Source organism: Deltaproteobacteria bacterium (assembly GCA_016874755.1).
GTDB lineage: Bacteria > Desulfobacterota > Binatia > UBA9968 > UBA9968 > DP-20.
This window is the reverse complement of the sequence record VGTH01000024.1, coordinates 1-22,757: the sequence shown is the minus strand read 5'-3', so window position 1 is coordinate 22,757 and position 22,757 is coordinate 1. Positions and strand designations below refer to the sequence as shown.

Genomic DNA, 22,757 nt, shown 5'->3' with positions numbered 1-22,757 from the left:
CTCAAAACGACCCTTCCACTTCGCGCACCGCCGCGCTCCATGGGGCGAGCTTGCGCTGGCAGAACTCTGCCAGCCAAAAAAGCCCCAAGGACAGGACTGCAAGAATTAACAAGATAACCAGTGCAAAGGCAGTATCCAAGCTATAGTTAGCTTGCAAGACCAAATAGCCCAAACCTTCGTTAGCGGCCACGAACTCGGCCACGATGGCGCCCGTCACCGACAAAACGATAGCGACTTTGATACCGGCGAACATATACGGCAGCGAATTGGGCAGGCGGATTTTCTTGAACACGTCCCAAGCCGAGCCGCGGTTGATGCGCGCCAATTCTAAAAGCTCGGGCTCGACTTCTTTCAAGCCAACCACGGTGTTCACGACGATGGGAAAAAATGCGACTAGAAAAGCGATGGCAATCTTGGAAAACAGACCATAGCCCACCCAGATCACCATCAACGGCGCGAAAGCGCTCTTGGGCATGGCGTAAAGAATAACGATCAAAGGGTAAATAGTATTTTGCAGGTGGCGCGAGTAGACCACCGCAATGGCAAAGCCTACGCCGAGAATCAAGGACAGAACAAAGCCGCCGAAAGCTTCGATGAAAGTGATCACCGCATGGGTGCCGAGAATCGGCAGTTTCTTGATGAACGCAGTATAAAGATCGCGCGGCGGCGGCAGGATGAAACTCGGAACTTTGATGACTTCGACTAGGACCTCCCAGAGAATCAATAGCGCGACAAAGAATAGTATCGGCTCGGCGATATTTTTCCAGGAAGATTTCACAGCAGCACTTCGCGCCGACGTTAATGGAAACCTCGAGTGGAGTCAAGAAACTGTCCCGGCAAGGGAAAGTTCTAACCAGCCGGCAGAAATCACGGTTCCTCTTGGTGCGGTTTCAACTGGCTGTGCTCGAGCTGCATGTCGCGCTTGCGTTGGATCATTTCACGCTCTTGCTGCAAAAAGCGCTCGACGGCACGGCGAAAGTTGCCGTCGACGATATAATGCACGCTTGTCGTATGTTCCGGATCGAGGCCGCGCAGTTGCTTGAAGCTGCCGCCGGCCCCGGCCTCGAAGCGCTCCAAGCCCAGTTGAATCGAATGCTCGATGGCCGAGTAGTAACAAACGTTGAAGTGCAAAAACGGATGCTCCTCGAAGCAACCCCAATAACGCCCATACATGGCGTTGTTGTCGCGAATATTGAGCGTGCCGGCGATGAATTTGCTGTCCCGTTCGGCAAGCATTAGACAGGTGTTGTCGGCAAAGCGCTTGTGGATCTCATCGAAGAATGACTGGGTCAAATACTGCCGGCCGTAGTAGAGCCGATCGACATGGCCCTTGTACAAACGAAACATGGTGCGCAGATGCTGTTGAGTCAGCTCGGCGCCTTCATAGGCGCGGATCGTGATGCCGCGCTGCGTCACTTCGCGCCGCTCGCGCTTGACCTTGTTGCGCCGGTCGCTGCGAAAGCTGCCGAGATAGTCGTCAAAGGATGCAAATTTTCGATTTTGCCAGTGGTACTGGATGCCCATGCGCGGAAAAAATCCCACTGCTGCCAGGGCGTCGCGCTCGTCGGCTAAACAAAAGTTAACGTGAATCGATGAGATCTTATTGTCGGCTGCGATCTTGGCCAGGGCTTGGCCCATGAACTGAATCAAGCTCGTGCGATCTTCACCCTCGGCCGTAAGAAAACGATGTCCGGTCACCGGCGTGAAGGGCACGCCGACCAGCACTTTGGGATAGTATTGAATGCCCGCATGGTGCGCCGCCTCGGCCCATTCGTAGTCGAAAACGAACTCACCCATGCTGTGCAGCTTCAAGTACATCGGACAGGCGGCGATCAGCTTTGCGCCGTTTGCAACGACAATATGATGCGGCAGCCAGCCGGATTTTTCGTTGACGCAGCCCGACTGTTCCAGGCCATCGAGCCAATCCCACTTGAGAAACGGCGACGCGCCGCCAACCAGACGATCCCAATCTGCCTTGGCGACTTCGGCAATCTGCCGCGCGATGCGCAGTGAAATTTGCTCAGCCATTGGCCGATGATACTAGCATGAGTGCGGTCCAGTGAAAACTTTTAGGATAAACCGGCCACTTGTTGGCCTTCGGCCCCTTGACAACCCTCGGCATCGTTCTTAATGCTTAACGTCGCGAGGTGCACGAATGGTCGTCTACGATTTGGTCTGCAAGAAGAACCATAGCTTTGAGGGCTGGTTTCCCAGTTTCGAAGACTTTCAGAAGCAACTGCAAAAAAAGCTCGTCACCTGCCCGACCTGCAATACGACCAGAGTAGAAAAAGTCCCCCACGCCTGTGCCGTCCACGTCAAGAAAGAGCAACCGCCGACGCCGCCGGCCAAGAAAAAGCCAGCCAGGGATCAGGCTCCGGAAGTTCAGATGACGCCGGCCGAGTTCAAAGAGGCGCTGATCCGCGTGCACCATTACGTTAAGGAAAATTTCGAAGACGTCGGTTCGCGCTTTGCCGAAGAGGCCAAGCAAATCCACAAAGGCGAGGCCGAAGAACGGCCGATTCACGGCACAGCCACGGTGACCGAGGTCAAGGAGCTGGCCGAAGAAGGTGTGCCCTTCCTGCCCCTGCCCCTGCCCCTGCCCCTGCCCAAGCCCGAGCTCGACAGCTAGGAAACCCGCCACACCGCCGTTGCCGAACGCCGCCACTGAGCGGCGTTTTTCGTTGGTGCTATTGATTGCGCCGCGGTAGTTCTGCCATAGAAGAGAGTAAGCTATTTTTACGGAGGCGCCATGCTGCTCATCAACAACCAGACCGTCGAACAGATCCTCGACATGAAGAGCTGTATCGAAGCCCTCGACATCGGCTACCGCGATCTGGTCAATGAGCGCGCCAACTACCGCGGCCGCTACGACTTCTTTGTGCCCAACGACGACTCCAAACTGATGTACCGCTGGGGCACCATGGAGGGGGCATCGCGCTCCTTCGAGACCTTTGCGATTCGCATGAAGTCCGACATGCTCGAATGGCCCGACGGCAAGACCGTGGAAAAATATTGCGTGCAGCCGGGCACGTTCTGCGGCTTCGTTATGGTTTTCTCGACCAAGAATGGCGAACCGCTGGCGATCATCAACGATGGCATCATTCAGCATATGCGCGTCGGCGCTTGTGCCGGCCTCGGCGTCAAATATCTATCCCGCGATGATTCCAAGTCCGTCGGCGTCTTCGGCTCCGGCGGCATGGCGCGAACTTATTTAATGGCCTTCAATGAAGTCCGCAAAATAAGCAAGGTCAAAGTTTACAGTCCGACGAAAAAAAACCGCGAAGCCTACGCCGCCGAGATGAGCAAGAAATTGGGCATGGAGATCGTTCCGGTGGAAAAGCCGGAAGAGGTGCTGCGCGGCTCCGACATCGTCGCCACCTGCACCGATTCGATCGAAGTGCTGGTCAGCAATCCCGACTTGATCGAGTCGGGCATGCATCTTACCTGCGTCAAGGCCAACGAGTGGAGCCCGGAGATCGTCCAAAAATCCGACGTCGTGATTCGCATGGGCCGGCCGACGCTGAATCTCGACGTCGGCCAACTGCGCATCGGCGGTGAAGCGGCGGTGGTCGCCGGCAACGCCGAAGAGATCAAGCGCATCGCCAACCCCAAGGTCGACATCTTTTCAAGAGACTACCCGGTGCTGACCGAAGTCATGTCGGGCCAGCGCAAGGGCCGCACCGACAAAAACCAGGTGACCTTCTTCGCCAACAGCGGCACGCAGGGCCTGCAGTTCGCGTCGACGGCCGGCTGGGTGGTGCGCGAAGCCAAGCGCCGCGGACTAGGCCAAGAGATTCCCACCGACTGGTTTTTGCAAGATATTCGCGACTGACTCCAACCGATCCGTCCGATCGGTCCAATCCGTCGGATCCGTCCGATCACTTCCCGGGCTCGTACCCCAACACCGGCCCGAGCCAGCGCTCCACCTCCGCCAGCGCCATCCCCTTGCGCGCGGCGTAAGACTCCGCCTGGTCCTTGCCGACCGAGCTCACCGCAAAATAGTGAGCGCCCGAGTGAGCAAAGTAAAGCCCGCACACCGAAGCCGCCGGCCACATGGCGAAGCTCTCGGTCAAAGTAATACCAGTGGCCTCGGTCGCATCGAGCAGTTTAAAGAGGAGCGGCTTCTCGGTGTGATCGGGCTGCGACGGATAACCTGGCGCCGGCCGAATGCCGCGGTACTTTTCCTGGATCAGATCGTCATTGCTCAAGTGCTCGTGCTTGCCGTACCCCCACTCGCCACGCACCCGTTTGTGCAAACACTCGGCGAAGGCTTCGGCAAGCCGGTCCGCCAATGCTTTGGCCATGATCGAATTATATTGGTCATTCTGCCTGTCGAACTTGTCGGCCAACTCTTGAGTGCCGTGCCCGGTGGTGACGGCGAAGGCACCTAAGTAATCGACATGGCCGCTCGAGCGCGGCGCGATGAAATCAGCCAGCGCCAATTGCGGCTTGCCGTTTTGACTTTCCTTCTGCTGGCGCAGGGTATGAAAGCGCGTCAGCTCTTTGGTCCGGGTCGCATCGCTGTAAATGATAATATCGTCGCCCTCGCTGTTGGCTGGGAAAAAACCATAAACCGCCCGCGCGCTAAAAAGCTTCTCATCGACGATCTTTTTCAAAAGTTCTTGCGCGTTGGCGAACAGCTCGCGCGCCGCCGGGCCGCGCGCCGGATCGTTAAGCAAATCGGGATAGCGGCCGCGGATTTCCCAGGTGTGAAAAAACGGCGACCAGTCGATGAACGGCACTAGCTCACTCAGCGGAAAGTCTCTTAATATCCGCGTGCCGGTGAACTCCGGCACCGCGATATGGTGATCGTCCCACTCGGTATGCAAACGATGGCGCAGCGCTTCCTCGTAAGTCATTAGCTGGGTGCCGGCACGATTTTCAAACTGTGCACGGATCTCGTCTTGTTCCTTGCGATTTTGTGCGTCGAGCGCTTTGCGCGCCTCCGGTTTGGTCAATGCGCCGACCACCGGCACGGCACGCGAAGCGTCGACCACGTGAATTGTCTCGCAATCGTAGGCCGGCGCGATCTTCACCGCCGTGTGCCGTTTGCTGGTGGTCGCGCCGCCAATCAAGAGCGGAATTTTCAAGCCGCGCCGCTTCATCTCGCTAGCGACATGCACCATTTCGTCGAGCGACGGCGTAATCAGCCCACTCAAGCCGATCATGTCGGCCTTCTCGGCCACCGCCGTGTCGAGAATCTTGTCCGCCGGCACCATCACGCCGAGATCGACGACGTCGTAATTGTTGCAGCTCAACACCACACCGACGATGTTCTTGCCAATGTCGTGCACGTCGCCTTTCACGGTGGCAAACACCAGCTTGGTGCGCTGGGTGGTATCTTGAGCCTTTTGTTTTTCCGCTTCGAGAAACGGCGTCAAATAGGCCACCGCCTGCTTCATCACCCGGGCGCTCTTGACGACTTGCGGCAAGAACATTTTACCTGAGCCGAACAGGTCGCCGACGATATTCATGCCGTCCATCAGCGGCCCTTCGATCACCGCGAGCGGTTTGCCATACTTCTGCCGCGCCTCTTCGACGTCGGTGTCGATGTGGTCAGTGAGGCCTTTGACCAATGCGTGCGCCAAACGCTCCTCCACCGGCTCGCTGCGCCAGCCTTCATCTTTGACCGCCGTCTTATCGGTTTTCTTCACCGTGTCAGCGAAAGCGACTAGGCGTTCGGTGGCATCGGCGCGCCGGTTGAGCAAGACATCTTCGACCAACTCCAACAACTCCTCCGGCACCTCTTCGTAGACCGTCAGCATGCCGGGATTGACGATGCCCATGTCCATGCCCGCTTTGATCGCGTGATAGAGAAACGCCGAATGCATCGCCTCGCGCACCGGGTTGTTGCCGCGAAACGAAAAGGAAATATTGCTGACGCCGCCGCTCACTTTGGCGCGCGGCAGGTTTTCTTTGATCCAGCGCGTCGCCTCGATGAAGTTGACCGCATAGCTGTTGTGCTCTTCGATGCCGGTGCCGACGGTGAGAATGTTCGGGTCGAAAATTATATCCTGCGGCGGGAAGCCGACTTTCTCCGTGAGAATCTTGTACGACCGCGCGCATACTTCGATCTTGCGCTCATAGGTGTCGGCCTGGCCGCGCTCATCGAAGGCCATGACGATCACCGCCGCGCCGTAGCGCCGGATCAGCTTGGCCTGGGCGATGAATTTCTCTTCGCCCTCTTTCAAGCTGATCGAGTTGACCACGCCTTTGCCCTGAATGCAGCGCAATCCCGCTTCGATGACCTCCCACTTGGAACTGTCGATCATCACCGGCACCCGCGCAATGTCCGATTCACCGGCGATCAGCCGGAGAAACTTTTCCATCGCGCCCTTAGAATCGAGCATGCCTTCATCCATGTTGACGTCGATGATCTGCGCGCCGCCATCGACCTGTTGGCGCGCCACGCTGACGGCTTTTTCGAAATCGCCGTTCAAAATCATCTTGGCAAAAACCGGCGAGCCGGTGACGTTGGTGCGCTCGCCGATGTTGACGAAGTTCGACTCGGGCCGCACGGTAACGCCTTCAAGGCCGCTTAGGCGCAAATACGGTTCGACCTCGGGCACCAGCCGCGGCTTGGCGCCACGCACCGCCTCGGCGATCGCTTTGATATGCGCCGGCGTGGTGCCGCAACAGCCGCCGATGATATTGAGCCAGCCGTTGTCCACCCACTCACGCAGCTGCGGCGCCAGCGACTCCGGCGTCTCGGGAAAACCAGTGGGTAGAAGCGGATCGGGCAACCCCGCGTTGGGATGGCTGCTGACATAAATCGGCGCAATCTGCGCCAGCTCTTCGATCAACGGGCGCATCTCTTTAGGGCCCAACGCGCAGTTCATACCAACGCTCAACAGCGGCACATGGGAAATCGAATTCCAAAACCCTTCCACCGTCTGCCCCGTGACGCCGCGATTGCTGCCCGCTTGAATGAAGGTCACCGACGCCATCAGCGGCAGGGTGACGCCGCGCTCGTCAAAAAGTTTCTCGATGGCGAAGAACGCTGCCTTAGAGTTTAGCGTGTCGAAGATCGTTTCGACCAAGAGAATATCGGCACCGCCGTCGATCAGGCCGCGCGCCTGCTCGTGGTAAGCGTCGACCAATTCTTCGAATGTCACCGCTCGGCTCGACGCGCTATGCACGTCGGTGGAGATCGAACAGGTGCGATTCGTCGGCCCCATGGCGCCGGCGACGAAGCAACCGCGGTCCGACTGTTTGGCCATCACCCGCTGGGCTGCTGCTTTTGCGGCCTGGGCGCCGGCAACGTTCATCTCGTAGACCTGCGCTTCCAGCCCGTAATCCGCCATTGAAATCGACGTCGCGTTAAACGTATTGGTCTCGACAATATCGGCGCCGGCGTCGAGGTATTGCTCATGAATCGCGCTGATCAATGCGCTCTGGGTGATGCACAAGAGATCGTTGCAGCCCTTTAAATCTTTGCCGTGCTTGGCAAAGCGCGCGCCGCGAAAATCTTTTTCGCTGAGCTTGTGCGACTGGATCATCGTCCCCATGGCACCGTCCAGGAAGACGATTCGCTCGGATAACAATTTGCGCAGTTGCTTTTCAGTATCCGCCATCAGTTGCCTTTCCTATCATCATCGGCTGATTGGGCGACACGCCGATATCGGCCCGGGCGACAAAGATCTCCACCGGGCGGTTCCCGTTGCGCGCCAATTTCTCTCCGGCAAAAGAGCCGGTCAGCTCGTAGTCGAATGACTTTGCGCCGCCGGCCAAAAGCCATTTTTCGATCGATGCCCGGTCAAAACCGAGCCAGCGATGCGCCATCTGCTCCCGCATCCATTCCTGGTTGTGCTGCACCAAACCCACCAGAATCACCGAACCGTCCGGCCGCGCGATGCGGCACAGTTCGGCCACCGCCCGTTGCGGGCTGGGCAGAAAATGGAGCACCATCACGCTAAAGGCAGCATCGACGCCGTCGTCGGCCAGCGGCAGCTTGGCCGCGTCGCCGTGGCGAAACTCGACGTTGGTTAATTGACGCTCCTTGGCCAGCGTCCGCGCATGGCGCAGCATTTCTTTAGAAAGATCGACACCAATGACCCGTTCTGCAAAACGCGCCAGCTCGAATGTCAAACTTCCCGTGCCGCAGCCAATGTCAGCCAAGGTTAGACTTCGCGGCAGCAGCTTCTCAATCGCTAGCGATGCGACCCGGTCATCGAAATAGGTCTTGCGGATGCGCTCCCAATCGCCCGCCACCGACTCGAAATAATTTTGCGAGCGATGCAGGCGGCGGCGCCGGCATTCGACCAAGCGCAGGCGATCTTTCTTTATTTCCGGAATCTCGGCGAAGCGGCTGCGCAGCGACTGGAAGAGTTCCTGGGCCGGTGCGGTCATATCGCCGCGCAAAGAAAAATAAACGTTGGTGCCTTCCTTGCGGTCGCGCACGAATCCGGCGTCGCGCAAAATCGCTAGATTGCGCGACACCGCCGATTGCGCCGAGACGACGATCTGCTGCACCTCGCCGACGCTCAATTCTTCTTCGGCCACTGCCGCCAGCATGCGCAATCGCAACGGATCGGCCAATGCTTTTATGACACGGACAAGCTCCATCGCCGTTACCCTCATATCATTATATTGAAATATTGTGATGGTGACAACGCCCCTATGACTTTCGATGTGGCGCCGGACGAAGGCCATCTTTCCGTTGCGCCGGGGTTCTAGGCGCCGGCAGTGCGCGACGGCGCATAAACTTTGCCGGTAACCTGACATGCTGTGCCACGATGGGACACAAGAGAGCCCAAGTCATCGGAAATTTTGGATTTCCGTTGAATAATCGCAGGCTCTTTTCTTGTAATTGCATGCCTGAGAAATGTAATCTCCCTTTACATAACCCCATGCGGACGGGCGGTTTATTTGCCATTGCGTTGCGCCAGCGCTGCAAGGGGAACGGTGAGAATGAAGAATTGGACTTACATATTCGTCTACGGCCAATTGCGCAGGGGCATGAACCACCCGATGCAGAACCTGCTCGTGCGCCACGCCACGTATCTCGGCACCGGCTACTTTCAGGGGAAGCTTTACGATTTAGGGCGCTACCCGGGAGCGGTGCATTCAAGATCGCCCAAAGATCGCGTGATCGGCGACATTTACCGTATTGACGAAGCCGCCCACGTCATAGGACACCTTGACGAGTACGAAGGCCGCCGCTTCACCCGCGAGGAAGTCTCCGTCCGCGTCGATCATGAAGATCAGATCCGCTGCTGGGCCTATCTCTACACACGGGCGACCTTTGGCCGGGTGCGGATCCCCTCCGGCGATTACATCGAGTACTGCCAATCGCTGGCCAGAGTCTAGTTAACTCGCCGCACCTCGCTACACCACATCTCTGCGGCAAAAGCATAGCGAAGATTGACGCCCATCTCTCCGGCGTGATAGCTCAAACTGAAATGATCATGCTGGAGGCGTTATGAAACTTGCGGAACTACATTGGCCCGATGTCAAGAAACTCGACCGCGAGAAAATCATCTGCGTGATTCCCGTCGGGTCCATGGAACAGCATGGACCGCATCTGCCCTTCTCGGTGGACATTCTCGCCTCTTCGCGCATCGCCGAGGATTTGGAAAAACGTCTACCGGAAGTTCTTCTGCTGCCGCCATTGTGGGCCGGCGTGTCCGCCCATCACATGGACTATCCCGGCTCGATCACGCTGCGCGCCAAAGTATTCATCGACTTGCTGCACGACATCTGCGCGTCTCTGCACCATCACGGCTTTCGCCGCATGATGCTGCTCAACGGCCACGGCGGCAATCGCTCGAGTCTCGAAGTGCTCGGGCAAGAACTATTCGTTGAGTTCGGTCTGACGGTGAATACGTTGGCCTATTGGGACTTGGTTCCCGACTTGGTGAAGTCGCTCAAAGCGACGAAATCGAACGGCATGGGCCACTCGGGCGAGCTGGAAACCTCCCTGATGCTTTATCTTGCGCCGCAGCTCGTCGACCAAAAGGCGATTCCCCCAGGCGCCCTCGGCATCGAGCCGCCCGGACCGACCAGCGGCATCAAGCGCTACCAGAATATGAAAGATCACTCAGAACCGGGAGTCATCGGCATGCCCTCCGCTTCCACGGTCGAGATCGGCAAGAAGCTCTACGACGGCGCCCTCGACGCCTTGGAAAAGGCCGTGCGCGCGCTGCAGCAAGGGCATCATTGAAGTCTTCAGACCGCGTGCGCTAAGGTCAGAACAAAAACCTCTTTGGCGCCGCCCTTGAGCAGCGCGCGGCTGCATTCGTTTACCGTCGCGCCGGAAGTGTATACATCATCGACGAGCAGCACGGTCTTGTCTTCTAGCGCGTGTTCCGGCGCCAATTCGAAGGCGCCGCGCACGTTGCGGCGTCGCTCTGCTTCCGTCAGTTGGGTTTGCGGCGGCGTGGCCGCGACCCGCTGCAATGCGAACGCGTCGAGCGGCACGTTGTAGTGCAGGCTGATTTGGCGCCCGAGCAGCACCGATTGGTTGAAACCGCGCCAACGCAAACGCTGCGGATGAAGCGGCACCGGGACAACGACATCCACCGACCAGACGCTCAAGAATTCGCCGCAGCCCTCGGCCATCAGCCGCCCCAGCGGCTTGCCAAGCGCGACTTTGCGGCCGTACTTAAACTGCTGCACCACGCGGCGCAGCGGCTGCTCGGAGTCTTCTTCGCGCGGATAACAGGCCCAGGCGCGCGCTTGCACGAAGTGCGGCCGGCGCGCGATGCATGCGGCGCACAGATGGTCGTCGCCACTACCGTCTGGAAACGGCCGGCCACAGAGGCTGCAAAACGGGTGATCGACGAGCCGGATCGCCTTCCAACAAGCAGCGCAAAAATACTGCGCATCGCGGCCGAAGATCCGCCCGGCGCAGGCGCGGCAGCGCGGCGGGTAGAGCCAATCCACCAGTCCATTGAAACGATCGGTGAATCTGTTTTGCGCGGCTCTTTCCATGGTCGGGAAATCTCTTGGCACTAGAGCGCTCCCGTCCATGGAAAGCTCGTCGCGAACTTTTCGATGAGAGTGCTGAAAAACTCATCGGAACCCTTCGACTAAGCTCAGGGCGAACGGATCGAAGTTAAAAATCGTTGCAGGAAATCCGTTCTTCCTGAGCTTGTCGAAGCATTCTCACCAGTTTCTCCCTACTGTCTAGGATAGCCAGCCGCGCTCAGCCATACGCGGCAGCAATTCGTCATATTTGTGAATCAACAGTGTCGGCTTGGCGGCAAGCAAGGTTTCCTCGTCGTTATACGAGTGCTCGGTCGACAACGCCACGGTGACGACTTCCAAATCGGCGTCACCGACCTTGCAGCCGCTAACATTGTTGCCAGCACGCACATAAGTCGCCGTGCCGGTGAGCAAGACAATGCGCAGCACCGGCAGCTTGTGCTTGCGATAGATGTGATAGAGGCCCTGCTCCTTGGCGTAATAGGTTTCCTCGCGGTCGACGATCTCGTCAAAATAACCGCCGATGCCGACTTTCTGCATCGCGTCGTGCTTGTAGCGTCGCCCGCCGGTGGTCATGAGAATATTTTTCAGCCCGGCGGTTTGGGTCTCTTTCAAAGATTGCTCGATGCCTGGAATAAAGTCCGGCGGATTGACGTCGTAGCCATGCTTGCGCGCGATCTCCAACGCATGGCGGCGAATCTCGACGCGCTTAGCTTCATTGAAAGGCAAATTGTGGTCCTGCTGGTACTCGCGGGCAAAGATCAATGGAATCAAGAACAGATCGAAAGGACCGTCAGCAATCTTTTTGAATTGGACCCACGAAAGCGGCGGCATCTCATAGCGCGGCAGCATTTCGTTGGCGATGGTAAACACCCGTTGGATGTCGGTCTCGACGGTATCGGACATGGTCCGAACTAAAAATGTGGGTACTGCCATAGCGACATCCTCCTTGATATCGATACTAGTCCAATGTGCATCTACGATGCAATTGGGATTCTAAGTTCTAGATTACAGATTCCAGATTAATGCACGGCGTCATCAATCTGTAATTTGGAATGTGGAATCTGGAATCGCTGCCGTTTGAGTCTAGCTTTCGCTAGACTCAAACGGCAGCCTGTGCTTGCGTGCCGAGTTGCACGCCTTGCAGCTCGGCACCAGGTTGCCCTTGGTCGACTTGCCGCCTCGGATGATCGGCACCAGGTGATCCATGGTCAACTCGCTGGGCACGAACTTACCGCCGCAATGATGGCAGATGCCGGCGGCACGCTTGCGCTTCCACCACTGGCTCTGGCGCAGCTCGCGCGCCTTCTGGCGCTCGCGGCGAGTCTCCTGCTCGGAGACTGCAACGAGAAAAGGCTCCGGCTTCAACCCATCACTCCTTTACTCCGGCACTCCATCGCTCCGCTTGTCACCGTGCCGCTCCAGCAAAGAAGCTCGTGTCGATCACTCGGCGCGGATCGAGCTCTTTTTCTTTCTGGCTCGCCAGGCTGCGAATGATTGTCTGCAAACCGCCGGGAGTTGGCACAGGTTCTTCGCGAATGCGCTTGCGCAGGTTCTCGTAGGTGACTTTCAACTCGGCGTCGCTTTGGCGCGAGAATTTGCGCAGGTAGGGGATCACCGCTTCGGGGTGGCTGCGGTGAAAGCGAATGCCTTCGACGTAGGCGCGCATGAAGCGCTCGACCAAGGGGCGATTCTCCGCGATCAGCGCGCCGCGGGTCGCCAAGGTGTAATGGGCGTACTCGACGTCGAGATCGGTGAGATCGGCGAGCACGTTCAGGCCCAGGCGCTGCACTTCGACGACCTGCGGCGGTGACAGCAGGCTCGCTTGCACGTGCTTGCCTTGCAGCGCCGCCATGCGCGCCATGGTGAGACCGACCTGGAGCATGCGCACGTCTTTATCGGGATCGAGTCCCCAACGGCGCAGCGCCTCCCGCGTGGCGAACTCATCGCCCGACCCGAAGCGGCTGATGGCGAGGGTCTTGCCTTTCAGATCCTGCGGCTTCTGCAACTCCGGCAAAGTCACCATCACATAGTTGAACCGGTTCATGAACACGGCGATGATCTTGAGATCGATGCCGTTGGCGACGGCGGAGACCACCGGCACTGCTCCGACATGGGCGAACGAAACCTCACCGGCAATCAAGGATTGCACGACGGTCGCCGAGCTGCCGACCTGAATGTTCTCAACGTCGAAGCCGTGCTTCTTGTAGATGCCCGCGTTGATGGCGATTTGGATGTGGTCGGATGTGCCGCCGATGTTGGCGACGCGGAGCTTGGTCAAGGGTTGGGCGTGGAGTGAGTTGGCGAGCACCAAGAAACCGCAAGCGAGAAAGATCAACAGCACGAGAAACCGCACGGTAAAACGATCCGGCTTCCTCTCCCTCTGAGAGAGGGTTGGGGTGAGGGTTGTCCCCATTCGCATCTCACTCAAACTCCACCATCGCCAACTTGGTAAACCTAAACTGCTTATGCGCCGACGCCGGCAAGATCGTCATCTGGTGAATCGCATATGCTTGCTCGTAATTTCGCTTGGCATTCACGCCGTCCAACGGAATCACGACATCATATTTGAAAATCCGCGCCGCCGTCGTCGCCGTGTACAATACGGCAAAATTAGTCGCTGAGCCGACGATCACCAGTGAGCGGCACTTCCACTTGTCGAGCTCCTTCTTCAACTCACCGCCCATGAATTTGTCGAAGGCGTCGGGGTAAAGAATCGGCTCGCTCTCGCGCCGTTTCAAAGGCCCGGCCACATCGCCCTGAGGCGTCCCCAGTGCCATGGCGGAAATCGTGTAAATAATCGGCACCGCCGCTTTGCGCGCCCGTTCGAGAAATTCACCGAGCGGCTGCATCAGCTTCGAGCAAACTTCTTTGGGGTCTTCGCAGCGCACGCTCAAATCCAACACGGCGATGGCGGTCGTGCGATGATCTAGCTCGAGCGTCTCCGGCACGGGCCGATTCGGTTGTTCGTCAGCCATTTTTCTTTTCCTCGACAAAGTCGGTATCCAACAACACGGCGCACGACGGGCAGTAGTGCTGGCGCAGCAAATAGTCGCCGCTCAACACCGACATCAATTGACCGGCCTGGGTCGGCGGCAAAAGCCGGACCTTGGCGAATTGGCGCCAGTCTTGATCCGCTCGGCAGTAGCGATGTTGGCAGCGCGTGCAGCGTATCCAATCGGCGCCATCGACGGTCGCAATATCCATGTTTTCTCGCAGCGGATGGTTCATGGCTGTTCCTGCAATCTTTTCTTTTTGAATTCAGAGCGCGTGCCCTCGGTGGACGCCAAGTTCAAGACCGGCTCCATGCCGTCAATAACCACGCCGTAAACCTCGCGCGCTTCCTGGCGCGACACCAGACCGTTCTCGACGTCCCTCAAGACCCGCTCCGGCTCGCGATCGAGCGGGTCGCCGTAGCCGCCGCCGCTCGACATGCGCATGTAGAGGATGGAATTTTTCGCGATGTCGAACTCGCAGTAGGGTAAAAGTTTGCTGGTGCCGCGGAGCTCTTCCAAACGATCCGGCGCTTGCTGCGCTGTAATGGTCTCTTCAACGCGCGCGCCTTCGGTGAGCATGAGCAGACTCGGCGCGCCGGGGTAGCCACCGAACATGCCTTGGCCTGAGTTGCGCACGCCGGCGACACCCAGCGCGACGCCTTTGACTTTGCCCTGCGGCGCATCGTGCACAGTCAGGGCCGATTCGCCGCCGGTGCCGCCGCGGAATTTTCCCGCGCCAGCACCGCCCATGGTATTGCGGCGAAATAGATAGAGTAGCGGAAAGTTGGCTTCGAGCCATTCGATATTATGACAGCTCAAGCCGCGCCCGGTGTCGTCGCCGTCTTTGTAGGAGCGCGCGCCGGTGCCGTCGAGGGCGCCCTCGGACAGTGTCGAGACGTAGTACTTGCCATGCTGATTGACGCCGGCGTGGCGCGCTAGGCGATGGCCGGCGTTAAGCGCCATCACCTCGCCGGACCATTTGTCGCTGGTGGCGAGCATCTGCATCATCGCTGAATTGGCGACGAACTTCACCGTGGCGCCGCCGGAAGTGGTATTCAACGATACCGGCGCCGGCGGCGTCGGATTGACCACCGTGCCCGTTGGCGCGATCACTTCTATCGGTCTGAGGGCGCCGTGATTCTTCGGCAAATCGTAGGCTAGCGTGCAGAGCATCGATTCGTAGCACGCGCCGAAGGTGGCATGGTACGGCAGATTGATTCCCTTTTTCGCCTGGGCGCTGCTGCCGGTAAAGTCGAACAACAAACCGTCGCCTTTTTTGGTCAATTTCACATGCACGTTCCAAGTTTCACCGGCGTTGATGCTGCCGCTGTCGCTCCAGCTACCGTCGGGAATCTCAGCGATGCGCCGGCGCACGACCGCCTCGGAATAATTCAGCATCTCTTGCGACACGGCGGTAACCAGCTCAGGTCCGAACTGCTCGTAGAGCGTCTGCATGCGCGACTTGGCAACGTTGTTAGCGGCGATCTCGCATTTCAGATCGAGACCGACCATCACCGGCTGGCGCGTCATGTTGATAAACGCGTCGAATAAATCTTTTCTCAGCTCGCCGCGCTCGACCAGCTTGATCCCGGGAATACGAATGCCCTCATGGCAAATCTCCGTGGCGTCCGGCGAATTGCCGCCAGGCGACAGCGCGCCAATGTCCATGACGTGGACGAACGTCGCGCTCCAACCGATCAGCCGACCGTGGAAGTGAATCGGCGAAATTAAGTAAACATCCGACTGATGAATCGCCGCGAGGTAAGGATCGTTGAGCAGAAAAATATCGTCGGGATAAATCTTGTCACTGAAGCGCTCGATGATGCGTTTCACTGCAAAGCCGGCGCAGGCCACATGCCAGCCCATGGAATCGCCGGCAGATAAGACGTCGCCGTTGGCGAGATAGAGCGAAGCCATGTAGTCGTGCATCTGCGTCGTATTGACCGTGCCGCCGACACGCTCCAGCGCCGTGCCCATCTCCTTGGCGATCTGATAGAGGCGATGTGAAAGGATTTCGAAAGTAATCGGGTCAACGCTGGTGATCAGCGGTTTGGCTTCCATGGTCTTACTCCGTGCAGATACCAATCCTAAAACTTTAGTGGACGCCGAAGCAATCCGGTTCCCTCGCCCTTTGGGAGAGCTAGGGTGAGGGGACTTTCGAAGCGTAGGACTTCAGCATCATATTCTCTCCGCGCGATTTACCGCGGTCGCTAAGATCAAATAGGGTGACGCCCGAGAAAACCCCGCAGCGCATGCAAAGCCCCTTCGCCATCCCAAAAAGTCATGTGCTTCACGTTAGGCACCAGGTTCAGTTCTGCACCAGGAACCAGCTCGCCTAATTTTCGCGCTGTGCCCACCGGCGTGCTGCCGCCGCGATTCACGTCATCGCCGGCACCACAAAGAATCAACGTCGGCACTTTCACCTTCGGCGCGTTGCCCAAAGTATCCCAAGTCCGCCGCGCGTCAAAGTGGTAGCGGTGCTGCTCCGGGCTGGTCTGTCGTCGCCACAAAGCATCGGACAGCGCTTTCACCGCTTCGGGATGCGCGTTGTAAAATTTTTCGTTGAACGCCATGTGGGTATTTTCGATGTGGCCGCGAATGAATTTCTCAAAGCCATGCTCGCGAATCTCTTCTTCATCGGTGCTGCGAACAACCCGCGGCCCGCCGTCGGTGGCCGTGGCACCGGCACCCGCGGCGGCAATCGTCAGCGTCGCCACCAGATCGGGCCGCTGAATCGCCAGCGACTGGGCGATCTGTCCGCCAAGCGCGAACCCAACCGCGTGGCAGCGGTTGATCTTCAGATGCGCTAACAGCCCTGCGCCGTCCTTGGCGAATTGGTCGATCGTGTAGCCATGATCCGGCTTGCTGCTGTGGCCGGTGCCGCGGCAATCAAAAATCACGGTGCGATATTTTTTTGCAAGAAACGGCACGACGGCGACGTTCCACGTATCGCTCGGCCACCAGGAGGGAGGGCAGAGAAGAACGGGCTCGCCTCGACCTTTCTCCTCGTAGTACATTTCAATGTCGCCTAGGTTAGCTTTCGGCATAGGTCGTTTTCCTCGCGTAAATCTAGCAGGCTGCTAAAAATTCATCGGAGCCCTTCGACTAAGCTCAGGGCGAACGGATCGGAGGTTGAAATCGCCGAATAAAATCCGTTCATGGTGAGCCTGTCGAACCATTCTTATCTTACGAGTTTTTCAGCCTGCTACGGCACCGGCTGCCAGCCCCTAGCTTGTAGCGCGAGATGCGCTTTCTTCACAAGGGCGAAGTCATAGAGCTTTTCAGAGGGCGGCGGTGGTTCTTTCGCCCCGGCTGTTTTAAGGACGAAGCCGGTCATTTTCCGTTCGACCTCGCCGCTAACCGTGCCGTCGGCTGTCAGCATCGGACGCGACGAATCGTAGAGCTTTGCCGCAGTAGCTTCGTCGATGCGCAGCGCGACGCGGGCCTTCCTCGTCTGTGCCTCGGCGGCGGCGCACATGAACAGGGCGGCCATCACCAGCAGCGCCAATAGTCGGCAACTCTCTGAATGGCGGGAGAACCTTGACTCAGTTTCCTCACAACTAGAATCTCCAGGCTTAGAATTTGGCGGCGAAAAACAGTCGCTCTCGCGGCACGCAATCAGTCATCGTTTCCTCGCCAGCAAGAGACGCCCGGCGAGATCGATAATCAACCAAGGTATCCGGGAACGCGCGCCGATACATGCGGAGAACTTTGCGGATCGCATCGTGCCCGCCGGTCATGTCCTGGTTTGTGAGATGAGCGACATAGTCCGGTGCGAAGAACTCGGTCTCCGCATCCAAGTTTCCATTTGCGATGAGCGCTGAATTGGCGGCTCTGATTTTCGCTGCGAGCGATCGCTTCATGGGAGGCTTCTTTGTTGCTCCAGGACTTGGGCTGCTAAATTTTTAACACACGACGAAAATCCCTCGCCGCATAGTACGACTGTGCGGCGTTATGGTACACGAAACAGTGTCATAGCGGCGGTCACAGAACAGTGCGCCACCAAGCTTTCTAATCGCAGCAGGCGTCTTAACCCAGCTCGAGGTTTTTGTGTCGAAAGCCCCCAGTTTTTGCAAATCTCGATACCGCTCTTCCGTCAAGAGATCGATTCCCATGGCAGCGGCCATATCGGTGGCTCAACTGCCTGGCTTGTGCTCCTTTCTGGATTCCAAGGCTTCACGGTCATAGCAAATATTTCTGCGACCGGCAGGACTCTCCGCAGAGCCGCGGCCCGGCTCTCTGGTTTTCTCGATCCATCACTTGGTTTTGCCGTGCCGCACTAAAAAATCCTGTAACGCATTCACTCCGCCGGTCCCATCCCAAAACGTCATATGTTTGGTGTTCGGAATCAAGAACAACTCCGCGCCAGGTGTCACCTCCGCCAACCGCTTGGCCGTTCCCACGGGCGTGCTGCCGCGGCGGGCGACGTCGTCGTCGGCGCCGCAGATGATCAACGTCGGCACTTTCACTTTAGGTGCGCTGCCGAGCGTGTCCCACGTCAGCCGCGCGTCTTCGTGTTTGCGGAAGATTTCGACCGTGCTCTGGCCGGACCAAACGGCATTGGCTAATGCTGCGACGGTGTTTGGGTTCTCGCGGTAAAACTTCGGATTGAACGCCATGGTGTCGTTTTCGATGTAATTGCGGATGTAGCGCTCGAAGCCGGCGGCGGCGATCTGTTGCTCGGTTCCAGGGTCTAAGCTTCGCTGCCCGCCGCCCAAGGTTTTTGCTCCCGCTCCTGAGGCCGCGATGGTCAGCGTTGCGACGAGATCGGGCCGCTCGATGGCCATCGCCTGCAAAATCTGCCCGCCCAGCGCGAAGCCGACGGCGTGGCAGCGGCTGACGCCGAGATGAGCCAACAGCGCGATGCAATCTCTAGAGAATTGCGGCACCGTGTAGCCGTCCTTCGGCGCGCTGCTCCGGCCGCAGCCGCGGCAGTCGAGGATGATGGTTTGGAAGCGTTTGGACAGAAATTCGACCACGCCCACGTTCCAGGTATCCGACGGCCACCAAGAGGCCGGCACCATCAACACCGGCTCACCGCTGCCGGCGACTTCGTAGTACACTTCGATATCGCCCAACTTCGCTATTGGCATAGTTCACCTCATTGCTCGTTTCAGAAGTATCTCGCGCAAAGACACAAAGGCCGCAGAGCTTGTTGCGGGCAAGAATTCCAATATCACCACGAAGCACACGAAGTTCGGAAGGTGAGGGCGACCGGCCGGTCGCCCCTACGAACCCTTCGTGAACCTTGTGGTTAAATTTCTTCTTACTGCGAAATCGGATGGCGCGCGAAGAATTCTTGCAGCTTTGCCAGCGCGCCGGTGCCATCCCAAAAGGTCATGTGGCGCACGCCGGGTATCAACGCCAGCTCCGCGCCGCGAATCAGCGGCGCCAGCGCCCGCGCCGCCGCCTCTGGCGTGCTGCCGCGGCGCTGGATGCCGTCGTCGGCGCCGCACAGCACCAGCGTCGGCACTTTCACTTTTGGAGCCTCGGCCAAGGTGTCCCAAGTCAAGCGCGCCAACTCGTGAACGCGATATTGCTCCACCGTGCTCTGTCCCGACCACAATGCTTTAGCCAACCTCGCCGCCTGCTCGCGGTGCGAGTGATAATACTCCGGATTGTACGCCATGTGATCGTTGTCGATATGTTCGAGAATATATTTTTCGAACCCGATCTTGGCGATTTCGTTCAGCGCCTCCGGCCCGACGTCGCGCGGCTTGCCGTCGAGACCGCGGGAGCCCGAACCGGTCGTTGAAATCGTCAAGCTCGCCACCAGATCGGGCCGCGCGATCGCCATCGCCTGGACGACCTGCCCGCCGATGGCGAAGCCAACCAGATGACATTTCGCCACACCAAGTTTCGTCAATAATTGAATGCCGTCCTGCGCGAACTGGGCGACGGTGTAGCCGTCCTTCGGTTTGTCGCTGTTGCCTGTGCCGCGCTGATCATAAATGATCGTGCAATATTTCATTGCCAGCGTCGGCACCACTTGCACGTTCCACGTCGCGCACGGCCACCAGTTGGGCGGAACCAAGAGCACGGCTTCACCGGAGCCCTGACTTTCGTAGTAGATCTCAAAGTCATCGATCTTAACTCTCGGCATGGATCCCTCCGTCAATCTGGCGCGCTGACTATCTATAGGGAGGGTCTGACCCGCCTGTCAACGTAAATTTGCCTCGGCCTGACAACCAAGCTTGACACCTTTTTGCCGCTCTGCGAGTCTTCATAGCGCAACCATCAGTTTTCGAAGGAGTTCGCCATGGAAAACCAAGCTTTCATCGATTCGCTCATGAAAGAGATTATCAATCCCGGTGTCGAACAACTCATGAACACGCGCTACTTCACCGAGCTGCGCGCCGGCAAATTGTCGAAAAAGCGCATAACCGGTTTTGCGCTGCAGCACTATTTATCCAATCACGTCATCAACAAGGGGCTCGCCTACTGCATGGTGAAAAATGCCAGCAACCAGGCGGTGTACAATCAATTCGTCGAGCTGTTCACCGAAGAGCAATCGCACCCGGGACTGATGAAGCGGTTCGGTCTAGCGATGGGTTTGACGGAAGCGGATTTTGAGAACGGCATCATGATCTACGAGTGCGTCGCTCACACCGGAGCGATTATTCGCGGCATGTTCGTCGGCGAACAGGCGGAGACCCGGGCCGGCGCGCTGGTCAACGAAACCATGGTGCAGCGCTATTCGGAGGAATTCGACACGGCGCTGGAGAAATACTACGGCATGGATAGCCGGGCGCGGACGTTTTTCGCGGTGCACGGCAAAGTCGACAAAGAACACACGGCGATGGCCGCCGAGACCATAGCGAAAAACGCCAACACCGATCGGCAAAAGGAAGCCGTTCGGGTCGCGGCGCGCAACATGGTGCGCTTCAAAGTCGCCAAGTTCGAGGGCATCTACGACGCGTATGCTTAAAGAGTTTCGTGTTTCGGGTTTAGAGTTTCGTGTTTCGGAAAACGGCACAGCACCTTTCAGAAAGGTACCGTCCTATTTATTTATCGTCGGGGGAAATCAATGAAATATAGTTCCGAAAGAATATTAACCACCCACGCCGGCGCGCTGCCGCAGCCGGCGGATTTAAAAGACCTGCACAATGCGCAGGTCGCGGGCAAGGCCCTCGATGCCAATGCATTTGCCAAACGGGTCAGCACGGCGGTTAGCGACATCGTCAAAAAACAGATCGCCTGCGGCCTCGACATCATCAACGATGGCGAGCAGGGGAAGTCCAACTTTTCCCGCTATGCGCGCGACCGGCTAAGCGGGTTCATAGAGCGGGAGGTCAAAGCCAGCGACCACGCCTCAACCATCTTCGCTCGCGATCTGACCGAATTCAGCGATTACTTCGAAGCGCGCACCTATCACCGCGGCGATAATGTTAAACGGGTCTTCTGCAACGCGCCGTTGAAATACGTCGGCCATGAGTCGCTCAAGGCCGAGCTCGCCGACTTCAAAGCCGCATTGCAGGGGCAGAAATACGAAGAAGCGTTTCTCCCTGCGATCGCCCCGGGGACCATCGAGCACTGGATGAAAAACGATTACTACGCGAGCGATGAGCAGTATTTGACGGCGATTGCCGATGCCATGCACGAAGAATACAAAGCCATCGTCGATGCCGGGTTTTTATTGCAGATCGACGATCCCGATCTCCCCGACGGCTGGCAGTTCATGTCGAAGATGACCGTGCCGGAGTATCGCAAGTACGCCGAGCTGCGCGTCGACGCGTTGAACCACGGCCTGCGCGACATCCCGCCGGACCGCGTGCGCTTTCACACCTGCTGGGGCAGCTATCACGGGCCGCACAAATACGACATTCCACTGCGCGACATCATCGATTTGATTCTAAAAGTCAAAGCCAACACGGTCTCCATCGAAGCCGCCAACCCGCGCCACGAACACGAATGGCGCGTCTGGGAAGAAGTCAAACTCCCCGCCGGCAAAGTGCTGGTGCTGGGCGTGGTCGGTCATGCCACTGACATCGTCGAGCACCCGCAAGCCATCGCCGATCGCCTGGTGCGCTACGCCAAAATCGTCGGCCGCGAAAACGTCATGGCCGGCACCGACTGCGGCCTGGGCCCGCGCGTCGGCAGCGCGCAAATCTGCTGGGCTAAATTCGAAGCGATGGCCGAGGGAGCAAGGCTGGCGACGAAGGAACTGTGGGGGCGTCGATGAGATACTTTGGTTGACCTTGCCGCACTTATCCAGTCACAGGCGCGATTTGGCGGCTAGCCGAAGTGCATGCTGGACTAACGCACATGTCTCGGAAGCCGGGGTGAACGATGGGTGCAACGACTATAGAAGGAATCGTCGAAAACGGCCTCATCCGCCTGCCTGACACAATATGTTTGCCAGATCGCACGAAAGTTTACATCGTCATACCTGACGTTGATCTCAAACCGACTGCATTCGTGAGTAGCCCGCGGGTTGGCCCGTCCACAACAAGCAGTGGATTTTGTGAAAGAGGTAATCAAGGAATAACCTAGCGCCGTCGTATGACTCTCACCTCTTCAATCCGCCAGCTCCGGTAGCCCACGTTGCCCTGCGTGTTTCCAACACCAACAAGACGGTGAATGACGTCGCGATGCTGATCGATTAGGGTGCCGACGCGACTTTGATACCGCGCCGTTGGGTTGCGAATCTTGGCGTTACAATAGATTCGCACTCATACTGGATGGCCCGGGGTTAACTTGGGACGAGACGAATATCTCAAGTGCCTAGCCCGAATTATTCATGCGACCGGGAAAACCGATGACACTGTGTCGATCGAAGTGGAACTCTGGAGGAGCGAAGGCATCAGCGCAAATCGTTCGGTTTAATTCGCCGAT

22 protein-coding genes and 1 pseudogene are annotated in these 22,757 nt (G+C 58.0%); 6 read left to right on the top strand and 17 right to left on the bottom strand.

Annotated features, from left to right (window positions below):
- Position 1: 1 nt before the first annotated feature.
- Both FJ145_15370 and FJ145_15365 read right to left on the bottom strand, forming a co-directional pair.
- The gene (locus FJ145_15370) at positions 2-778 is read right to left on the bottom strand and encodes an ABC transporter permease (GenBank protein ID MBM4262795.1); all 777 of its coding nucleotides are present in this window, start codon (positions 776-778) and stop codon (positions 2-4) included.
- Between the two features lie 89 nt (positions 779-867).
- Positions 868-2,028: an N-acetyltransferase gene (locus FJ145_15365; GenBank protein ID MBM4262794.1), complete on the bottom strand. Its 1,161-nt coding sequence runs from the start codon at positions 2,026-2,028 to the stop codon at positions 868-870.
- A gap of 127 nt (positions 2,029-2,155) precedes the next feature.
- Here FJ145_15365 and FJ145_15360 point away from each other — a divergent pair, with 127 nt between their 5' ends.
- Both FJ145_15360 and FJ145_15355 read left to right on the top strand, forming a co-directional pair.
- A complete protein-coding gene (locus FJ145_15360; GenBank protein ID MBM4262793.1) occupies positions 2,156-2,629 on the top strand; it encodes a DUF1178 family protein in 474 nt (157 codons plus the stop codon).
- 120 nt (positions 2,630-2,749) lie between these two features.
- Complete coding sequence (locus tag FJ145_15355) at positions 2,750-3,832, top strand: ornithine cyclodeaminase family protein (protein ID MBM4262792.1); 1,083 nt, start codon at positions 2,750-2,752, stop codon at positions 3,830-3,832.
- A gap of 46 nt (positions 3,833-3,878) precedes the next feature.
- Here FJ145_15355 and metH read toward each other — a convergent pair whose 3' ends face one another.
- Both metH and FJ145_15345 read right to left on the bottom strand, forming a co-directional pair.
- Positions 3,879-7,574: a methionine synthase gene (metH, locus tag FJ145_15350; GenBank protein MBM4262791.1), complete on the bottom strand. Its 3,696-nt coding sequence runs from the start codon at positions 7,572-7,574 to the stop codon at positions 3,879-3,881.
- Entirely contained in the window at positions 7,561-8,724 is a 1,164-nt protein-coding gene (locus FJ145_15345; protein MBM4262790.1) for a metalloregulator ArsR/SmtB family transcription factor, read from the bottom strand. Before FJ145_15345 ends, metH begins: the two co-directional genes overlap by 14 nt.
- A gap of 186 nt (positions 8,725-8,910) precedes the next feature.
- Here FJ145_15345 and FJ145_15340 point away from each other — a divergent pair, with 186 nt between their 5' ends.
- Together FJ145_15340 and FJ145_15335 are read left to right on the top strand one after the other, a co-directional pair.
- Positions 8,911-9,309, top strand: coding sequence for a gamma-glutamylcyclotransferase (locus FJ145_15340; GenBank protein ID MBM4262789.1), 399 nt, complete (start codon positions 8,911-8,913; stop codon positions 9,307-9,309).
- A gap of 112 nt (positions 9,310-9,421) precedes the next feature.
- A complete protein-coding gene (locus FJ145_15335; GenBank protein MBM4262788.1) occupies positions 9,422-10,162 on the top strand; it encodes a creatininase family protein in 741 nt (246 codons plus the stop codon).
- Positions 10,163-10,167: 5 nt separating this feature from the next.
- On the opposite strand, the gene FJ145_15330 is transcribed toward FJ145_15335, so the two are convergent.
- The 13 genes and pseudogenes from FJ145_15330 to FJ145_15270 form a co-directional block, all read right to left on the bottom strand.
- On the bottom strand, positions 10,168-10,971 hold the full coding sequence (locus FJ145_15330; GenBank protein MBM4262787.1) for a ComF family protein: 804 nt from the start codon (positions 10,969-10,971) through the stop codon (positions 10,168-10,170).
- A 156-nt stretch (positions 10,972-11,127) separates the two neighbouring features.
- The gene (locus FJ145_15325; protein ID MBM4262786.1) at positions 11,128-11,862 is read right to left on the bottom strand and encodes an HAD family hydrolase; all 735 of its coding nucleotides are present in this window, start codon (positions 11,860-11,862) and stop codon (positions 11,128-11,130) included.
- 150 nt (positions 11,863-12,012) lie between these two features.
- Entirely contained in the window at positions 12,013-12,294 is a 282-nt protein-coding gene (locus FJ145_15320) for an HNH endonuclease (protein ID MBM4262785.1), read from the bottom strand.
- Between the two features lie 40 nt (positions 12,295-12,334).
- Positions 12,335-13,348, bottom strand: a complete 1,014-nt coding sequence (locus FJ145_15315; GenBank protein MBM4262784.1) for an ABC transporter substrate-binding protein — start codon at positions 13,346-13,348, stop codon at positions 12,335-12,337.
- Position 13,349: 1 nt separating this feature from the next.
- Entirely contained in the window at positions 13,350-13,904 is a 555-nt protein-coding gene (locus FJ145_15310; GenBank protein MBM4262783.1) for an isochorismatase family protein, read from the bottom strand.
- The gene (locus tag FJ145_15305) at positions 13,897-14,157 is read right to left on the bottom strand and encodes a hypothetical protein (GenBank protein ID MBM4262782.1); all 261 of its coding nucleotides are present in this window, start codon (positions 14,155-14,157) and stop codon (positions 13,897-13,899) included. The genes FJ145_15310 and FJ145_15305 overlap by 8 nt, the downstream gene beginning before the upstream one ends.
- Positions 14,154-15,983: a hydantoinase B/oxoprolinase family protein gene (locus tag FJ145_15300; protein MBM4262781.1), complete on the bottom strand. Its 1,830-nt coding sequence runs from the start codon at positions 15,981-15,983 to the stop codon at positions 14,154-14,156. Before FJ145_15300 ends, FJ145_15305 begins: the two co-directional genes overlap by 4 nt.
- A 155-nt stretch (positions 15,984-16,138) precedes the next feature.
- Positions 16,139-16,969, bottom strand: coding sequence for an alpha/beta fold hydrolase (locus tag FJ145_15295; GenBank protein MBM4262780.1), 831 nt, complete (start codon positions 16,967-16,969; stop codon positions 16,139-16,141).
- A gap of 158 nt (positions 16,970-17,127) precedes the next feature.
- Positions 17,128-17,430 carry a hypothetical protein gene (locus FJ145_15290; protein MBM4262779.1) on the bottom strand — a complete coding sequence of 101 codons (303 nt, stop codon included), beginning with the start codon at positions 17,428-17,430 and terminating at the stop codon, positions 17,128-17,130.
- A 67-nt stretch (positions 17,431-17,497) separates the two neighbouring features.
- Positions 17,498-17,785 carry an ester cyclase gene (locus FJ145_15285; protein ID MBM4262778.1) on the bottom strand — a complete coding sequence of 96 codons (288 nt, stop codon included), beginning with the start codon at positions 17,783-17,785 and terminating at the stop codon, positions 17,498-17,500.
- 34 nt (positions 17,786-17,819) lie between these two features.
- Positions 17,820-18,145: pseudogene (locus FJ145_15280) on the bottom strand (DUF4256 domain-containing protein).
- 33 nt (positions 18,146-18,178) lie between these two features.
- Positions 18,179-19,015, bottom strand: a complete 837-nt coding sequence (locus tag FJ145_15275) for an alpha/beta hydrolase (GenBank protein MBM4262777.1) — start codon at positions 19,013-19,015, stop codon at positions 18,179-18,181.
- 173 nt (positions 19,016-19,188) lie between these two features.
- Complete coding sequence (locus FJ145_15270) at positions 19,189-20,025, bottom strand: alpha/beta fold hydrolase (GenBank protein ID MBM4262776.1); 837 nt, start codon at positions 20,023-20,025, stop codon at positions 19,189-19,191.
- A 156-nt stretch (positions 20,026-20,181) separates the two neighbouring features.
- Between FJ145_15270 and FJ145_15265 the strand changes: the two genes are divergently transcribed.
- Together FJ145_15265 and FJ145_15260 are read left to right on the top strand one after the other, a co-directional pair.
- Positions 20,182-20,850: a hypothetical protein gene (locus tag FJ145_15265; GenBank protein MBM4262775.1), complete on the top strand. Its 669-nt coding sequence runs from the start codon at positions 20,182-20,184 to the stop codon at positions 20,848-20,850.
- A gap of 99 nt (positions 20,851-20,949) precedes the next feature.
- Positions 20,950-22,104: a cobalamin-independent methionine synthase II family protein gene (locus tag FJ145_15260; GenBank protein ID MBM4262774.1), complete on the top strand. Its 1,155-nt coding sequence runs from the start codon at positions 20,950-20,952 to the stop codon at positions 22,102-22,104.
- Positions 22,105-22,757: the final 653 nt, after the last annotated feature.

Coding starts and splice junctions, on each gene's coding strand:
- FJ145_15365 (MBM4262794.1), bottom strand. CDS start 2,028: ATGGCTGAGCAAATTTCACTGCGCATCGCGCGGCAGATTGCCGAAGTC.
- FJ145_15360 (MBM4262793.1), top strand. CDS start 2,156: ATGGTCGTCTACGATTTGGTCTGCAAGAAGAACCATAGCTTTGAGGGC.
- FJ145_15355 (MBM4262792.1), top strand. CDS start 2,750: ATGCTGCTCATCAACAACCAGACCGTCGAACAGATCCTCGACATGAAG.
- metH (MBM4262791.1), bottom strand. CDS start 7,574: ATGGCGGATACTGAAAAGCAACTGCGCAAATTGTTATCCGAGCGAATC.
- FJ145_15345 (MBM4262790.1), bottom strand. CDS start 8,724: ATGTCAGGTTACCGGCAAAGTTTATGCGCCGTCGCGCACTGCCGGCGC.
- FJ145_15340 (MBM4262789.1), top strand. CDS start 8,911: ATGAAGAATTGGACTTACATATTCGTCTACGGCCAATTGCGCAGGGGC.
- FJ145_15335 (MBM4262788.1), top strand. CDS start 9,422: ATGAAACTTGCGGAACTACATTGGCCCGATGTCAAGAAACTCGACCGC.
- FJ145_15330 (MBM4262787.1), bottom strand. CDS start 10,971: ATGGACGGGAGCGCTCTAGTGCCAAGAGATTTCCCGACCATGGAAAGA.
- FJ145_15325 (MBM4262786.1), bottom strand. CDS start 11,862: ATGGCAGTACCCACATTTTTAGTTCGGACCATGTCCGATACCGTCGAG.
- FJ145_15315 (MBM4262784.1), bottom strand. CDS start 13,348: ATGCGAATGGGGACAACCCTCACCCCAACCCTCTCTCAGAGGGAGAGG.
- FJ145_15310 (MBM4262783.1), bottom strand. CDS start 13,904: ATGGCTGACGAACAACCGAATCGGCCCGTGCCGGAGACGCTCGAGCTA.
- FJ145_15305 (MBM4262782.1), bottom strand. CDS start 14,157: ATGAACCATCCGCTGCGAGAAAACATGGATATTGCGACCGTCGATGGC.
- FJ145_15300 (MBM4262781.1), bottom strand. CDS start 15,983: ATGGAAGCCAAACCGCTGATCACCAGCGTTGACCCGATTACTTTCGAA.
- FJ145_15295 (MBM4262780.1), bottom strand. CDS start 16,969: ATGCCGAAAGCTAACCTAGGCGACATTGAAATGTACTACGAGGAGAAA.
- FJ145_15285 (MBM4262778.1), bottom strand. CDS start 17,785: ATGAAGCGATCGCTCGCAGCGAAAATCAGAGCCGCCAATTCAGCGCTC.
- FJ145_15275 (MBM4262777.1), bottom strand. CDS start 19,015: ATGCCAATAGCGAAGTTGGGCGATATCGAAGTGTACTACGAAGTCGCC.
- FJ145_15270 (MBM4262776.1), bottom strand. CDS start 20,025: ATGCCGAGAGTTAAGATCGATGACTTTGAGATCTACTACGAAAGTCAG.
- FJ145_15265 (MBM4262775.1), top strand. CDS start 20,182: ATGGAAAACCAAGCTTTCATCGATTCGCTCATGAAAGAGATTATCAAT.
- FJ145_15260 (MBM4262774.1), top strand. CDS start 20,950: ATGAAATATAGTTCCGAAAGAATATTAACCACCCACGCCGGCGCGCTG.